A 16,359-nucleotide genomic window follows, 5' to 3' on the forward strand; every position below is an offset into this window, starting at 1 on the left:
CACCAGAGTCCGGACGTGAACACGACGAAGCCGCCGCCCCGGAGCACCGGGACGACGGCTTCAGGCACCTGCGGGAGCGACTACTCCCACTCGATGGTGCCCGGGGGCTTGCTCGTGACGTCGAGGACGACGCGGTTCACGTCGGCGACCTCGTTCGTGATGCGGGTCGAGATCTTGGCGAGCACCTCGTAGGGCAGGCGCGACCAGTCGGCCGTCATCGCGTCCTCGGAGGAGACGGGACGCAGCACGATCGGGTGACCGTAGGTGCGGCCGTCGCCCTGGACGCCCACGGAGCGGACGTCGGCGAGCAGGACGACCGGGCACTGCCAGATCTCGCGGTCGAGACCGGCCGCGGTGAGCTCCTCGCGGGCGATGGCGTCGGCCTCGCGCAGCAGGTCCAGGCGCTCCTTGGTGACCTCGCCGACGATGCGGATGCCGAGACCGGGGCCGGGGAAGGGCTGGCGCTGGACGATCTCGTCGGGCAGGCCGAGCTCCTGGCCGACCATGCGGACCTCGTCCTTGAACAGCTGACGCAGCGGCTCGACGAGCTGGAACTCGATGTCGTCGGGGAGTCCGCCGACGTTGTGGTGGGACTTGATGTTGGCGGTGCCGGTGCCGCCGCCGGACTCGACGATGTCCGGGTAGAGCGTGCCCTGGACGAGGAACGCGACCTCGGGGCCCTCCTCCTGGAGGATCTCCAGCTGCGCCTGCTCGAAGACGCGGATGAACTCGCGGCCGATGATCTTCCGCTTGGTCTCGGGGTCGGAGACGCCGGCGAGCGCGTCGAGGAAGCGCTCCTGCGCGTCGACGACCTTCAGGTTGGCGCCGGTGGCGGCGACGAAGTCCTTCTCGACCTGCTCGGTCTCGCCCTTGCGCATCAGACCGTGGTCGACGTAGACGCAGGTGAGCTGCGATCCGATGGCCTTCTGCACGAGCGCGGCGGCCACGGCGGAGTCGACGCCGCCGGAGAGACCGCAGATGGCGCGCTTGTCGCCGACCTGGGCGCGGATGGCCGCGACCTGCTCCTCGATCACGTTGCCCGTGGTCCAGCTCGGCTCGATGCCGGCGCCGCGGTAGAGGAAGTGCTCCAGGATCTGCTGGCCGTGCGTGGAGTGCAGCACCTCGGGGTGGTACTGGACGCCGTACAGCTTCTTCTCGTCGTTCTCGAAGGCGGCGACCGGCACGACGTCGGTGGACGCGGTGACGGAGAAGCCCTCGGGGGCGGCGGAGCAGGCGTCGCCGTGCGACATCCACACCGACTGCTCGACCGGGGTGCCCTCGAAGAGGGTCGAGCCGGCCCTGGAGACGTGCAGGTCGGTACGGCCGTACTCACGCGCGCCGGTGTTGTCGACGGTGCCGCCGAGGGTCGTCGCCATCAGCTGGAAGCCGTAGCACATACCGAAGACGGGGACACCCGCCTCGAAGATCTCGCGGTCGAGGCGGGGGGCGCCCTCCGCGTACACGGAGGACGGGCCGCCGGAGAGGATGATCGCCTTCGGGTTCTTGGCCAGCATCTCGGCCACCGGCATGGTGGACGGGACGATCTCGCTGTAGACCCGGGCCTCACGGACGCGGCGGGCGATGAGCTGGGCGTACTGGGCGCCGAAGTCGACAACGAGGACTACGTCCGGGTTGGAGACGTCGGGCGCGGCAGCGGGGGTCGCTGATGACACTACGGCGGCCTTCCGGCGGTAGGAGAGGGTCCCCCGAAGGGGGGTGCTATTTGTCGATTCTACCGGCGCGCCGGTAGCACTTTTCGTCTCACCATCCGAACCCGGGTTGGCCCCCGGTCCGCGGCGGGGTCCATACTGTCGCCATGCGCAAGCTCTCGACCTTCGTCTTTACCTATGGCACCGGCCCGTCCGGCTGCCATGGTCGTGCTGCTTGAGCAACTGACAAGCGACTTCCCAGGCGCCCCGGGCCGACAAGGCCCGGGGCGTTCTGTCGTTTCCGGGCCGTGTCGCCCCGGGGCTCCGCCCCCGACACCCCGAGGAGCCCCGAATGACCGCCATGACCCAGACCGAGAAGACCGGCGCCCGCACCGACGAGGCGGCGACGCTGATCGGTGACGCCCGCGAGCGCATCGACTCCCTCGACGACCGGATCATCGGTCTCATCCAGGAACGGATGGCCGTCTCGGCCGTCATCCAGGAGGCCCGGATCTCCTCCGGTGGCCGCCGGGTGAACCTGGCCCGCGAGATGGAGGTCCTCGGTCACTTCCGTGACGCGCTGGGCAAGCCCGGCACGGCCCTCGCAATGACCATGCTGGAGCTGTGTCGGGGCCGCATCTGAGTTCGATCCCGCTCTCACCCGTACGGCGCGTGACCGGCCGCGACCCGGCTTCGTTGGTCCGGGTGTCCGTGCCAGCCAGGGGCGGGCCCGTAGAAACCACGCGTGGCTTCGCTGGGGCGTGTGGCGTACCTCCGGTGCGCCGTGGGACCTCGCACCAGCGCGTGTGACCGGGCAGCAGGGGACAGCAGCCCGGTCACCAGCAAGGGCGGTCGGCCCCGGGGACGCTCGGGGTCGGCCGCAACCGGTCGACCTCCCCCGTACGTCCGTCCCCCGACCTCCTCCCCCGCGCGGCGCGATCCCCCGGCGCCGACGCCCAAGGGCCCCGTACCGCGACCGGAATCGCGGCGCGGGGCCCTTTCCCGCACCCCCCAGCGTGACGCGCGTCACACCAAGATCCTGTGCAACCGCTACAACCAATCCCGTGGGTCGCGGGTCATCTATGCAGCATCACCAAAAGCAGGAAAGGCGCTGCACTCGGAGGGGGGTGCAGCGCCTTTTCTCATGCGGTGGATCTCATGCCGTGCGTGTCACGCCTGGCCGTCCGGCGCCGTCGCCTTCGCCTTCGGCGGGACCGTCGGGATTCCCAGGAACGGCAGCCGCAGGGCGCCGAAGGCCTCGGCCGGGACCGCCGGGGACTTCGGCTCGACCGCCGCCACCCGCACGTACGCCTCCCCCTGCCGCGGCCGCGGGTCCTCCTCGCCCTTGTTCGGCCAGAACGACATCGCCCGCTCCGCCTGCGCCGTGATCGTCAGGGACGGGTTGACGCCGAGGTTGGCGGAGACGGCCGCCCCGTCGACGACGGAGATCCCGGGGTGCCCGAAGAGCCGGTGGTACGGGTCGATGACGCCGGACTCGGCGTCGGCGCCGATCGGGCAGCCGCCCAGGAAGTGGGCGGTGAGCGGGGTGCCCATCAGCTCGCCGATGTTGGAGCCGGCGAAGCCGTTGATCTCCTCGGCGAGGAGGGTCGCGGCCTTGGTGGCCTCCGGGATCTGGACCGGGTTCGGCGCCCCGTGCCCCTGCCGGGCCGTGAGCAGGCCCTTTCCGATCCCGCCCGGCTTGCGGTAGGTCGTCAGGGAGTTGTCCAGGGACTGCATGACCAGACCGATGATGGTCCGCTCCGACCAGCGCCAGTTCGAGAGCGAGCGGGCGGCGAGCGTCGGGTGCTTGAGCAGGTTGAGGAACCAGTTGCGCACCCGGTGGGCCCCGTAGGGCACCTGGAGGACGGTCATGCCGCCCATGGAGTTGGAGCCCTTGCCGTACCGGACCGGCTCGATGTGGGTGTTCGCGTCGGGGTGGATCGAGGAGGTGATGGCGACGCCCTTGGTGAAGTCGACCTTCTCCTTGCCGTGCTTCTTGCGGTAGCGCCGGTCGGTGGTCTGCGCGCCGACCAGACCCTCGGAGTTGGTACGGGTGAGCTCGCCGAGCCGCTGCGAGATCCGGGGCAGCAGGCCGCCGTCCTTCATCCGGTGCAGCAGGGTCTGCGTGCCGTACGTGCCGGCCGCGATCACCACGCGGCGGGCGCGGAAGGTCCGCCCCTTCCCCTTCTTGCGGTTGTCGGTGGGGAGGGTCTGCACCGCGTAGCCGCCCCGGGAGTCCTCGGTGACGGTGACGACCGTGGTCATGGGGTGGACGGTGGCGCCCGCCTTCTCGGCGAGGTGGAGGTAGTTCTCGTTGAGGGTGTTCTTGGCGCCGTGGCGGCAGCCCGTCATGCACTCCCCGCACTCGGTGCAGGCGCGCCGGGCCGGGCCCGCGCCGCCGAAGTACGGGTCGGCGACCTGGCCGCCGGGCTTCGCCTTCGCGGTCCCGTCGGCGTCGGCCCCGTCCCCGAAGAAGACGCCGACGGGTGCCATGTGGAAGGTGTCGCCGATGCCCATCGCCTGCGCGGCCGCCTTGAGGTGCACGTCCGAGGGGGTCGTCGTCGGGTTGAGCCGGACGCCGAGCATCCGCTGCGCCTGGTCGTAGTACGGCCGCAGCTCTTCCTGCCAGTCCGTGATGTCCTTCCACTGCGGGTCGTCGAAGAAGGGCTTCGGCGGCACGTAGAGGGTGTTGGCGTAGTTGAGGGAGCCGCCGCCCACGCCGGCGCCCGCGAGGACCATCACGTTGCCCAGCAGGTGGATGCGCTGGATGCCGTAGAGGCCGAGGGCGGGGGCCCACAGGAAGTTCTTCAGGTCCCAGGAGTTCTTCGGCAGGGTTCCGGGAGTGAAGCGGCGCCCGGCCTCCAGGACGCCGACCCGGTAGCCCTTCTCCGTGAGCCGGAGGGCGGTGACCGAACCGCCGAAGCCGGAGCCGACGACGAGGACGTCGTAGTCGTACGCGGCGTCCTCCGCCTGCTCCTGGTTTTGGGTAGGGGGTACCGCGGTCATGGCTCTCCTCGCACGAAAAGGGACGGGTCGGGCGGCGCGTGGTCAGCGCAGGCGCAGGGTCTTCATCGCCTTGAGGGACAGGCTCATCACCGCGGCGTACTTCTCGTCGTCCATGCCGAAGGAGGGCGCGAGCGGCATCAGCCGCTGCTGGGCGACGGTCTGGGCCTCGGTGTACTTGAGGATGCCCTCCGAGCCGTGGCGGCGGCCGAGACCGGAGTCCTTCATGCCGCCCATCGGGGACTGCACGCTGCCGTAGGCCGGCGCGTACCCCTCGTTGATGTTGACGGTGCCGGTGCGCAGCCGGGACGCGACGGCGTGGCCGCGGCGCGAGTCCTGGGTCCACACCGAGGAGTTGAGGCCGTACGGCGTGGCGTTGGCGAGCTCGATCACCTCGTCCTCGTCCGTGAAGCGGTAGACGGAGACGACCGGGCCGAAGGTCTCCTCGGAGCAGACGGCCATCGGGGCCTCGACGCCGTCGAGGATGGTCGGCTCGTAGAAGAGGGGGCCGATGTCGGGGCGGGCGACGCCGCCGGCGACGAGCCTGGCGCCCTTGGCGACGGCCTCGTCGACGTGCTTCGTGACCGTCTCCAGCTGCCGGTCGCCGACGAGGGAGCCCATGTCCGCCCCGTACGCGAGGGAGCTGCCGAGGCGCATGGCCTTGGTGCGGGCGGCGAAGCGGTCGAGGAAGGCGTCGGCGACGGACTCGTGGACGTACAGCCGCTCGATGGAGATGCAGAGCTGTCCGGCGGAGGAGAAGCAGGCGCGGACGGCTCCGGCGGCGGCCTTCTCGATGTCGGCGTCCTTCAGGACGAGCATCGCGTTCTTGCCGCCGAGTTCGAGGGAGACGCCGACGAGCCGGGCGGCGGCGCCCTGGGCGACCTCGCGGCCGGTGCGGGTGGAGCCGGTGAAGGAGACGTAGTCGGCGTGCTTGACGACCTCGGGTCCGACGACCGGGCCCTCGCCCAGGACGACCTGGAAGACCTCGGCGGGCAGCCCGGCCTCGATCAGCAGGTCGCGGGCCCAGAGCGCGGTGAGCGCGGTCTCCGTGTCGGGCTTCATGACGACCGCGTTGCCCGAGACGAAGGCGGGGAGCGCGTCGCCGACGGAGAGCTCCAGCGGGTAGTTCCAGGGCGCGATCTGCCCGACGACCCCGCGCGGCTGGCGCAGTTCGGTGACCTTGGTGAGGGTCGGTACGACTCCGGTGTGGCGCTTGGCGCGCAGGTACGAGGCGGCCTTGCGGCCGTAGTGGCGGGCGGCGACGCACACCGCCTGGACCTCCTCGTGGGCGTGCAGGCGCGCCTTGCCCGTCTCCAGCTGGATGAGGTCGAGGACCTCGGACTGACGCTGGAGGACGAGGTCGTGGAAGCGAAGGAGGACGGCGGCGCGGGCCTTGACCGGGGTGGCGGCCCACGCGGTCTGGGCGGCACGCGCGCGCGTGAAGGCCTCGGCGACGTCCTCGGGGGTGGACTCGGGCAGCTCCGCCAGCCGCTCCCCGGTGAAGGGGGTGTGGTTGGCGGTCCGGCCGGATCCGACGACGCCCCGGGTGAGGCGGGCGACCACCTCGGGCGTCACGACCTCGGCGGCGGTCCGCGCGCGGGCGGGCGCGGGCGCGACCGGGTTGGTCGCGCCGGCGGGCACGGACGCTCCGCCCTTCGCGGCGGGGACTTCGGGAACCGAGAGGGCGGCGGGGGCCTGCGAGTCCGTCATGAGGGCGAGCGTAGGCGGCGTTCCGCCCTTTGGGTACCCGTCGGTAATGCGTTTTCACCGGGTGCACACATCACGCCAGTGATCACTGGCATATAAGCCCTGATCAGGGGCTTACGACTGCCGGAGGCCGGGCGCGGAGATTCTTTCCGGTTCACGCGCCGGGCGGCCGCCAGTGCTGGAGCACGATGTCGAACTGCTCGCGGGTGGTCTCCCAGCTCGACGCCGGCGAGGACATGTACACGGCGTACTCCGTGCCGTCGTCCTCGTAGTACATGAGGTCGATCGCGCGCCGCGGCCCGGGGAAGTCCTTCCTCTCGGTCCAGCTGAACTCCCACTGGCAGGAGCGGACCTGGTCGCGGTAGGTGACCTGGCCGAGCTTGATCCGTTTGTAGTTCATCCGCTTCGCCAGGACGCGCTCCAGGTCGAGGGCGTGCATGTACGGATTCTCGAAGTCGGGCTTCTTGTCGATGCTGATCCGGATCCGGTGGTTGCCGTTGTCCGGGGTGTAGTCGATCTGGTCGCCCTCCTTCTGCCGCTTCCAGCCGTCCGGTACGAGGAGGCTGAAGCCCGCCGGGTCGTCGACGCGGTGCCAGCCCTCCGGAACGACGGCCTCCTTGGCCTGGGTGGAGGGGGCGGTGGCCGTGATCCGACCGCGGTCGGCGTGCGGGTCGCCCGTCTTGTCGTTCATGGCCGCGAAGACGGCGCCGCCCGCGACGAGACCGGCGACCAGGGCCGCGAGGACCACGGTGCGCCAGCGGCCCCGGCCCGGGGACGAGGACGAGGGGGCCGGGGTGGAAGCGGCCGGCACCACGGTCGGAGGGGAAGCGGCGGGGCGGTGCGGGCCGGACCCGGACCCGGACCCCTGGGGCGGGTGGGGCCACTCAGCGGTACGGACCCGTCCGGAAGCGCGCGAGCCGTCCGTCGGACCCGTGGCGTCCCGCGTACCGGCTCCGCCGTCCTCCTCCTCGCTCAGCTCCACCAGGTCGAGGCCGGGACCGAGCACTCCGGCCGCCGGGTCCAGGTCCTCCCGCGCCACGCGCTGGGTCGGCACATACGCCTGCGCCGTCTGCGGCGTCCGTCCCTCCATCGCGTCGAGCAGCATCCGCTCGGCCTCGTCCGCGCGCGGCCGGTGCTCCGGCTCCTTGCGCAGCAGCGCCACGATGACGGGCGCGAGCGGCCCCGCCTTCTCCGGGTACGGCGGCTCCTCCGTCACCACGGCCTGCATCGTGCTGATCGGGGAGGTCCGGCGGAACGGCGAGGTGCCCTCCACCGCCGTGTACAGCGTGGCCCCGAGGGACCAGAGGTCGGAGGCGGGACCGGGGTCCCCGCCCCGTACCCGCTCGGGCGCCAGGTAGTCGATGGAGCCGACGATCTCCCCGGTACGCGTGATCGTCGAGTCGCCCTCGATCGCCGCGATCCCGAAGTCGGTGATGAGCACGCGCCCGTCCCGCGCCAGCAGGACGTTGCCCGGCTTGACGTCCCGGTGCAGCACACCGGCCGCGTGCGCGGCCCGCAGCGCGCCGAGGACGTGCAGCCCGACCCTGGCCGCCTCTCGCGGCTCGATCGCCCCCGACTCCTTGGCGGCGTCGGCGAGCGAGGGCCCGTCGACGTACTGCATGACGATCCACGGACGGCTGTCGTGCTCCAGGACGTCATGGACGGTGACCACACCGGGGTGGGTGATCCGCGCGGCGGCCCGCGCCTCCTTCTGCGTCCGCGCGTGCAGCACGAGCCGGTCGGCCTCCGCGACGAACCGACCCGCTGTCAGCTCCTTCACCGCGACCACGCGGTGAAGGACCTCGTCGTGGGCGCGCCAGACCTTGCCCATACCGCCGCGACCGATGCACTCGCCGAGCCGGTAACGGCCCGCGAGCAAAAGGCCCGCCCCTGTGCTCTGAGAATGTTCCACTTGCCCCCGCCCGTTCCTTCGGATGCCAGGTTACGGAGGGGGGCACGGACTGCGTAACCTCGGGGCCGTCATAGGAACAGCACTGTGACCGGGGGCCGATGGGCATTCCGGGCACCCCCACCTTCTCCGCCCCGCTCAGCGGCCCGGACGGAACGCCTTCGTGGCCTCGTCGAAGATCTCGGAGACCTCGGCCCGCTCGTTCTTCGGGCCGATGACCTGGACGACGTGGTACCTGCCGCCGGCGATCACGGCGAGGTTGCGGACGAACACCATGCGGCCCGTGCTGTCCGGCCAGGTGTAACTCCCCGTGGCCGTCACCGTCGTGCCGATGGTGACCCGGCGCGCCTCCTCCACGACCCCCCAGCTCGTCGCCCGCACGGGTTCCAGCTCGCGCTCCTTGGAGTTCTGGTACTCCAGCGGGTCCGAACCGTTGTCACCGACGCTGTCACGGCCGGGGACGACGATCATCGTGAAGTCGCCGCTGGTGTAGCGCACTTGCCCGGCGTCGTTGATCGGGCTGCGCCGCCAGCCGTTCGGGACCGCGATCCGGAAGCCCTCGGGGTCCTGGCGCAGGGTGTACCCGTCGGCGGGTGCGGGCGCGGACGGATCGGCCGCGGGCGGGGTGGTGGACGGCTTCCCCGACGGTGTCCCGGAAGGCTTGTCGGAAGGCTTGTCGGAGGGTTCGGCGGACGGCTCGGTGGACGGTCCCCCTGACGGCTCGTCCGACGGGTCGGCGGGCCGGTCCGTTTTCGTGGACGGGCCGTTCGCGGACGCGGTCGTACGGGGGGACGCGCCGGACTCCTCGCCCTCGCCCGGCAGGAAGAGGACCGCGTACGCCACACCGCCGCCGAGCAGGAGCAGGACGAGGAGCAGCAGGGTACGGCCGAGGGCGCGCGGGGCCCGGGGTGCGCGGGGGGCCCGGGACGCGCGCTGCGGGATCTCCTCCTGGAACTCCGCCCGGGTGTCGGCGTATCCGCCCCGGTGGGCGGCCTCGGGCCCGGCCTCGTGGAGGGCCTCGTGAGGGGCCGGCACGGGCGGCGCGGGGCGGGGGTCCTTGCCGCGCTTGTGGCGGTGGCGGCCCGCCCCCGCGCCCGCTCCCTTGCGGCGGCGGCGCACCAGCTCGCCGCGGCGGCGCACGATCGGCAGCCGCTTCTCGTCGAAGGACGGCAGCGGTACGGCTCCGAGGCCGACCTCCGGCTCCGGAGCCGACCGCACGAGGGAGCGCAGCCAGCCGCGCAGCTCCTCGAAGTCGGGTCGTTCGGTGGGGTCCTGGCGCAGCAGGGACTCCACGACCGGGCGCAGCGGCCCGCACTCCTCGGCGAAGGCGGGCGGTTCGGCGCAGACCAGCTGGACGAGCTCGGCGGCGCTGTCCTCCGGGTAGGGGGCGTGGCCCTGGACGGCCCGGTAGAGGAGCGCGCCGAGCGCCCACAGGTCGGTGGCGGGGCCGATGGGCGGGGCGAGCCGCCAGTTCTCGTGCACGGGGCCGGCCTGCTCGGGCGCCCAGCGCTCGGTGACCGCGCCGACGACGGCGATCCGGGTCTGGCGGGCCCGCTCGGCGTCGAGGCGCGTGGTGGGGCCCCGGTGGACCTGGGCCGGTACGGCGACGCGCCCCCCGGTACCCGCCGTGCCGGCGGCGACGGGGAGGCGGGCGGGGTCGGGGGTCGCGGCCGTGTACCCGGCGGGCAGCGCCGGGCGGCCCGAGCCGGGCAGCACGGGACCGCGGCCGGTGCCCGAACCGCCGGCGGGGACCGGTCCGGAGCCGTCGCGCGCCGCATGAGGACCGTCGCTCCAGTTGCCGGCGAGGTGCACGCGCGGCGGAGGACCGGCCGGCGGGCCGCCGTAGGCCGGGCCGCCGCTCGTGTCGTCGTCGTCCTCGTCGTCGTCCTCGTCGTCCGCCGCCTGCGACCACCACTGCGGCTCGGGCGCGCCGGAAGCGGGCACCGGGGCCGGGGGCGGCGGCGGAGGGGGCGTGGGGGCCGGTACGGCCGCCCGGCCCGGCGGCGTGGGCGGCTCGGCCGGCGCGGGGCGCTGGACGGGGAGCGCCCCGGACTCTCCGAGCCGCGCCGCGGCGCGCGCCCCCGCGCGGTACGCGGCGATGGCCCCGGCCCGTGCGGCCCGGACGTCGGCGGTGGGCGGCGGGGCGATCGCCGGGGGCTCCGCGCCGGTGCGGGGCCCGGGCGCGGACCTGGCCCCCGCGCCGTACGGGTCGGCCCCGTAGGACTCCCGCCCGTACGCGTCGGCTCCGGGCCCGTCGGTCCCGTCCTCGGGCTCGGACTCGTAGGCACCGGCGCCTTGGTCGTCGGCCCCGTACGCGTCGGAGGGGTACGGGCCGGACCTGCGGTACCGGCCGGAGCGGTAGGAGTCGGAGCCGGACTGCTCGGAGCCGTAACCTTCGGAGGCGTACTCCCCAGGGCCGTAACCCTCGGAGCCGTACTCGTCGGCGGCCTCCCCGAGCAGCTCCTCGTCCGAGTCCGTCCCGTACGCGACCTCCTCGACCTCCTCGGCGTCCTCGAACTCGTCCCCGGGCTCCTCCCCGAGCTCCTCCTCGCCCTCGCTCTCGGTCTCCGTCTCCTCGTAGACCTCGGCCTCGTACAGGTCGGAGCTGTACACCTCGGCGAACTCGGGCTCGGGTGCGAGCGGGAAGTCGGGCTCGAACTCCCGGGACGCGAAACCGGTCCCCGTCCCGGATCCCGTCCCGGCCCCGAACCTCGCCCCGAACTCCCGCTCGTCGTCGGCCGGCTCCGGCACGGGCGCGTAGCCGCACAGGGCCTCTTCCGCGGCGCCCACGGCGAGGCCCGTGAGGACCACCCGCCCGTCGTCGCAGACGAGCACGGTCCTGGCGGTGATGTTCCGGTGGACCCAGCCGTGGGCGTGGAGGGCGCGCAGGGCGGTGAGGACGTCGGCGCCGATCTCGGCCGCCCGGTACGGGTTCAGGGGCTGCTCGGCGAGGAGTGCGGACAGCGGCCTGGCCGCCACGACCTCGCTCACTATCCACAGGGAACCGGCCTCCGCGAAGACGTCGAAGACCTGGTCGAGGAGGGGGTGGTCGGGAATCTGCGCGGCGGCCTGGGCCGCTTCGATCGCCCGGCGCACGACGGGCTCGGCGGGCCGGCGGGTCGCCCGCCCGGCGCTCCCGTAGGGCTGCGCGGAGCCGTCCGCGCCGTCGAGCACCTCGGCGTCGACGAACTCCGGCAGGGGCACCTGGCGGACCAGGACCTCCTGCCCGCTGTACGTGTCGAAGGCGCGCGTCTCGGCGAAGTCGTACGCGTCCGGGCCCAGGCCCGCGTCCGCGCCGGTCGGCGGCAGCGGCAGGCGGTAGCGGTCCGCCAGCACCCTTCCCGCGTAGTCGTCCACGACGCCTCCCCACGCGCGCACGCTGTCCCCCGTGGACCCGCGAATCCGTCGGATCACACGAGTCCGTCAATTCCGGTCCGGCACCGTGCAGTTAGCGGCAGTTGTCGACTGCGTACGGTCCGCGAACTCTCACGATACGTGGCGCCGGTCAGTCCTTGGGGCTGAACGTGGCGAACGCCGTCTCCCGCAGCGTCCGGCACTCGGCGGCGTCCCACTCGTCCGCCTTGCAGGTGATCATGATGGAGTAGCCGTGGGCGTCGTCCACCTTGAAGCCGCGGTTGAGCACACGCACGGTCATGCCCTTCTGCGTACGCGTGAACTCCCAGTCGGCGACGGTCGGGTACCCCTTGTAGGAGACCGACCTGATGCCGATGTGGTCGTAGTCCTGGCTGGTGACGGCCACGCCGGCCTTGGCCAGCTCCCAGGCGCTCTGGGCGTTGTCCTTCGGGCTGTCGTTGAAGTCGACCTGGACGCGCGGGAAACCGCCGCTCTCGTTGAATATGGCGCCGAGGTCGTATCCCGGTATCGAGCGGGGCTTGAAGGTGGCGGGCATCGCCATGGAGAAGTGGAGCTTCGCGTTGGTGACGAGGGTGTAGCCGGCGGGCAGCTGCGCGCCGGTGCCGCCGCTGGGCTTGCCGGACGGCTTGGTACCGCCCTGCCCGGTCGTCGTGCCGACCGTGGTCCCGACCGTCGTGCCCGTGGTCGTCCCGGTGGTCGTGCCCGTCGTGCCGGTGTCGCCCGTCGATCCGTTGGACCCGGAGCCTCCGGGCTGCGCTCCGCCCTGCTGGCCGGGGCCGCCCGGCGTCTGCCCCTCGCCGCCGGAGCCCTCGGATCCACCGGAGCCATCAGGGTCGCCGCCGGACGCGCCGGCCGAGGCCGTCGTGCCGCCGGTCCCCTGGCTCTGCTTGTCCTTGTCGTCGCCGCCGCTGAGCGAGACCGTCAGGATCGTGCCGAGCAGGGCGAGGACGGCGACCGCGGCGATGATCACCAGCGTGCGGCGCGGGACGACGTCGGTCAGCGGCGCGCGGGCCGGAGCCTGCCTGCCACCACCCTGCAAGGGCTCGGCCGGCTTCGGCCGCGACGGCTTCGCCTTCGGCTCGGCCTTCGCCGAGGCCGCCGCGTTGCGCACGGACTTCAGCGCGCCCCGCACGCGGTCGGCGGCGACGGCCGCCTCGGGCGCCCCGGTCCGGCCTGCGGCCGGCTCCGCGGGAGCCCGGTCGGGGTGCGGCGGCAGCGGTACGACCGTGGTGACCTCGGGCGAGACCACGGGCGCCGCCTCGGGCGCGTCGAGGACGGCCCGCAGCAGGACGCGCGCCCGGGCGTCGTCGAGGCGCTGGGCCGGGTCCTTGGCGAGCAGGCCGTAGATGACCTGCTCCAGCTCGGGTCCCGCGTTCTTCGGCGGGTCGACCGGCTCGGTCATCACCGCCGTGAGGGTGGCGATGGCGGAGCCCTTGTCGTACGGCGGGCTGCCCTCGACCGCCGCGTAGATCAGTCCGCCCAGCGACCACAGGTCGGCGGCCGGTCCGGGCTTGTGGCCGCGGGCGCGCTCCGGCGAGATGTAGGAGGGGGCGCCGACGAGCATGCCGGTGGAGGTGATCGAGGGGTCGCCCTCGACCTGGGCGATGCCGAAGTCGGTCAGGACGACCCGGCCGTCGTCGGCGATCAGGACGTTCGACGGCTTCACGTCACGGTGGAGGATGCCCTCGCGGTGCGCGGAGCGCAGGACGTCGAGGATGGCGAGGCCGACCTCGGCGGCGCGGCGGGGCGTGAGCGTGCCGTCCTCGCGCACGGCGTCGGCGAGGGACTTGCCTTCGATGAGCTCCATGACGATCCACGGACGGTCGTCCTCGTCGACGACGTCGTACACGGTCACGGCGCCGTTGTTACGGATCCGGGCGATGGCCTTGGCCTCGCGCAGCGTCCGGGTGATGAGGCGTCGCTTCTCGTCGTCGTCGATGCTCGTGGGGAAGCGGAGCTCCTTGACGGCGACGGTGCGGCCCAGGGTCTCGTCGACCGCGCGCCACACGGTGCCCATGCCGCCGCGGCCGAGGACCACGCCGAGCCGGTAGCGGCCGGCGAGCAGCCTGCCCTCGGCCACGGGGTCCTTGCGCAGCCGGTCGCCGAAGCCGCCGGACGCCCTGCCGGTGGCCGAACCCCCGGAGCCGCTCCCGCGCGCGGCGCGGCCGCTCTCGCCGTCGCCGTCCCCGGCGCCGAAGCCGGCCCTGCCGGTCGACGGCTCGGTGCCCCGCAGCCGGCCCGTCACTCCGGAGGGCTCGCCCACGGAGCCGACGGAGGAGGAGGACGAGGAGCCGGCGGAGGAGTCGCCGGACACCGCGTCATCCTTCGGGGCGTCAGCACCCTCGGCGCCGCGCGAGCCCTCGGCCGCGGCTGCGTCCTGCGAGCCCTTCGTGCCCTCCGCGTCGTCCGCACGCTTCTCGCCGTCCGCGCGCTTCACCTCGTCCGCGCCCGCCGAAACGTCCGTGACCTGCGCGTCCTTCACGACGCGCCGGTCCCGCTCCGCCTCGCGTGCGGCCGGGACCGCCCCTCGGTCGCCGTCGGTCGCGGCCCCCGCGGCGGCGTCCCGCCGGGGGTCCCTCGCCTTGTCCCGCGACTGCTCCGCCTCCGACATGCGTCCCCTCTGCGATCCCTGATCTCCGCCGCGAATGCCGCTTCCCGTGCGATGCGGTAACCCGCCCTGGAAGAGAGGCCATTGTCCCTCACCTCGGGACGGGCGCCGCCCCCGGGTCCGTACTCCGGGATGACGACGCCCGTAGGCACCCCCCAGGTTCCCATCGGATTTCGGACGACACGGACGTCTGGCCGAAAACAGCCCGTCAGATCGGCACGATGTCGGGCGCCCCGAGCCGTGCGGCGTCCGCCGTGAGGTCGTCGGGCTGCCGCTGCGACTCGCGTTCGGCCTCGACCCGCTTCTCGTAGTGCTCGACCTCCTTGTCGATCTGGCGGGCGTCCCAGCCGAGGACGGGCGCCATCAGCTCCGCGCACTCGCGCGCGCTGAGCGTCCCCCGGTCGAAGGTCTCGATGGAGATCCTGGTCCGCCGGGTGAGGACATCGTCGAGGTGACGCGCGCCCTCGTGCGAGGCGGCGTACACGATCTCGGCGCGCAGGTAGTCGTCGGCCGCGGCGAGCGGTTGCCCGAGCCCGGGGTCCTCGGCGATCAGGTCGAGGATCTGCTCCGTCAGGGAGCCGTACCGGTTGAGCAGATGCTCGACCCGGACGACGTGCAGCCCGGTCCTGGCGGCCGTTCTCGCGCGGGCGTTCCACAGGGCGCGGTAGCCCTCGGCGCCGAGGAGCGGGATGTCCTCGGTGACGCAGGCGGCCACCCGCTGGTCGAGGCCGTGGACCGCCGCGTCCACGGCGTCCTTGGCCATGACCCGGTACGTCGTGTACTTGCCGCCGGCCACCACGACGAGGCCGGGGACCGGGTGGGCGACGGTGTGCTCGCGGGAGAGCTTGCTCGTGGCGTCGGACTCGCCCGCGAGCAGGGGCCGCAGGCCCGCGTAGACGCCCTGGACGTCGTCCCGGGTGAGCGGGGTCGCGAGCACGGTGTTCACATGCTCCAGGAGGTAGTCGATGTCGGCGCTGGACGCGGCCGGGTGGGCCTTGTCGAGGTCCCAGTCGGTGTCGGTGGTGCCGACGATCCAGTGCCGTCCCCAGGGGATGACGAACAGCACGGACTTCTCGGTGCGCAGGATGAGCCCGGTGGTCGAGTGGATGCGGTCCTTGGGCACGACCAGATGGATGCCCTTCGAGGCGCGGACGTGGAACTGGCCGCGCTCGGCGATGAGGGCCTGGGTGTCGTCCGTCCACACCCCGGTGGCGTTGACGATCTGTTTGGCCCGGATCTCGTACGAGCCGCCGGACTCGACGTCCTGGACGCGCGCGCCGACGACCCGCTCGCCCTCGCGGAGGAAGCCGACGACGCGGGCCCGGCTGGCGGCCCTGGCGCCGTAGGCGACGGCCGTGCGCACGAGGGTGGTGACGAAGCGGGCGTCGTCCATCTGGGCGTCGTAGTACTGGAGGGCGCCGACCAGGGCGTCCTTCTTGAGGCAGGGCGCGACCCGCAGGGCGTTGCGCCGGGAGAGGTGGCGGTGCGCGGGCAGGCCGCGGCCGTGGCCGGAGGAGAGGGACATCGCGTCGTACAGCGCGACGCCCGAGCCCGCGTAGAACCGCTCCCAGCCCTTGTGCTGGAGCGGGTAGAGGAAGGGGACCGGCTTCACCAGGTGGGGTGCGAGCCGCTCCAGGAGCAGGCCGCGCTCCTTGAGGGCCTCCCGCACCAGCGCGAAGTCCAGCATCTCCAGGTAGCGCAGTCCGCCGTGGATGAGCTTGCTGGACCTGCTCGACGTGCCGGAGGCCCAGTCACGGGCCTCGACGATGCCGGTGGAGAGTCCTCTCGTGACGGCGTCGAGGGCGGTACCCGCGCCGACCACTCCGGCGCCGACGACCAGTACGTCCAACTCGCGCTCCGCCATGGCCCTGAGCGCCTCGGTGCGCTCGGCCGGTCCCAGTGTCGCTGTCCTCACCACTGCCGCCTCCCGTCGTCCCCGAGCCGTCCCGGTTTCGATTCTGGCCCGCTCCGGTGACTTCAGCCACCGCCTCGCCGCCACCCTGTGGATAACACTCGGCGACCTTCGACCCCACAATGCCGCATATCGGTCATATTTACGCCTAGTCTGACATTGCGTTCACCCCGTTCTGTCCACCGGGGTTGCGCCT

The 16,359-nt window shown here is 72.9% G+C and carries 8 protein-coding genes; 1 reads left to right on the forward strand and 7 read right to left on the reverse strand.

The window, feature by feature from the left end; translation table 11 throughout:
- Nucleotides 1–80: 80 nt before the first annotated feature.
- A complete protein-coding gene (gene guaA, locus DEJ46_RS15240) occupies nucleotides 81–1,673 on the reverse strand; it encodes a glutamine-hydrolyzing GMP synthase (RefSeq protein WP_150266913.1) in 1,593 nt (530 codons plus the stop codon).
- Nucleotides 1,674–2,001: 328 nt separating this feature from the next.
- On the opposite strand from guaA, the gene DEJ46_RS15245 reads away from it, so the two are divergent.
- Nucleotides 2,002–2,292, forward strand: coding sequence for a chorismate mutase (locus DEJ46_RS15245; protein ID WP_150266915.1), 291 nt, complete (start codon nucleotides 2,002–2,004; stop codon nucleotides 2,290–2,292).
- A 527-nt stretch (nucleotides 2,293–2,819) separates the two neighbouring features.
- Here the strand turns inward: DEJ46_RS15245 and DEJ46_RS15250 are convergent.
- The 6 genes from DEJ46_RS15250 to DEJ46_RS15275 form a co-directional block, all read right to left on the reverse strand.
- On the reverse strand, nucleotides 2,820–4,655 hold the full coding sequence (locus DEJ46_RS15250; RefSeq protein WP_150266917.1) for a GMC family oxidoreductase N-terminal domain-containing protein: 1,836 nt from the start codon (nucleotides 4,653–4,655) through the stop codon (nucleotides 2,820–2,822).
- 42 nt (nucleotides 4,656–4,697) lie between these two features.
- Nucleotides 4,698–6,362 (reverse strand): succinic semialdehyde dehydrogenase, encoded by a 1,665-nt coding sequence (locus DEJ46_RS15255; RefSeq protein ID WP_223834639.1) that lies wholly within the window; start codon nucleotides 6,360–6,362, stop codon nucleotides 4,698–4,700.
- Nucleotides 6,363–6,513: 151 nt separating this feature from the next.
- Nucleotides 6,514–8,271, reverse strand: coding sequence for a serine/threonine-protein kinase (locus DEJ46_RS15260; RefSeq protein ID WP_150266919.1), 1,758 nt, complete (start codon nucleotides 8,269–8,271; stop codon nucleotides 6,514–6,516).
- 135 nt (nucleotides 8,272–8,406) lie between these two features.
- Nucleotides 8,407–11,625 carry a protein kinase gene (locus DEJ46_RS15265; protein WP_150266921.1) on the reverse strand — a complete coding sequence of 1,073 codons (3,219 nt, stop codon included), beginning with the start codon at nucleotides 11,623–11,625 and terminating at the stop codon, nucleotides 8,407–8,409.
- 148 nt (nucleotides 11,626–11,773) lie between these two features.
- The gene (locus DEJ46_RS15270) at nucleotides 11,774–14,254 is read right to left on the reverse strand and encodes a serine/threonine-protein kinase (protein ID WP_150266923.1); all 2,481 of its coding nucleotides are present in this window, start codon (nucleotides 14,252–14,254) and stop codon (nucleotides 11,774–11,776) included.
- A 205-nt stretch (nucleotides 14,255–14,459) separates the two neighbouring features.
- Nucleotides 14,460–16,166 carry a glycerol-3-phosphate dehydrogenase/oxidase gene (locus DEJ46_RS15275; protein WP_150266925.1) on the reverse strand — a complete coding sequence of 569 codons (1,707 nt, stop codon included), beginning with the start codon at nucleotides 16,164–16,166 and terminating at the stop codon, nucleotides 14,460–14,462.
- Between the last annotated feature and the right edge of the window lie 193 nt (nucleotides 16,167–16,359).

The sequence above is a fragment of the Streptomyces venezuelae genome (assembly GCF_008642375.1).
GTDB lineage: Bacteria > Actinomycetota > Actinomycetes > Streptomycetales > Streptomycetaceae > Streptomyces > Streptomyces venezuelae_G.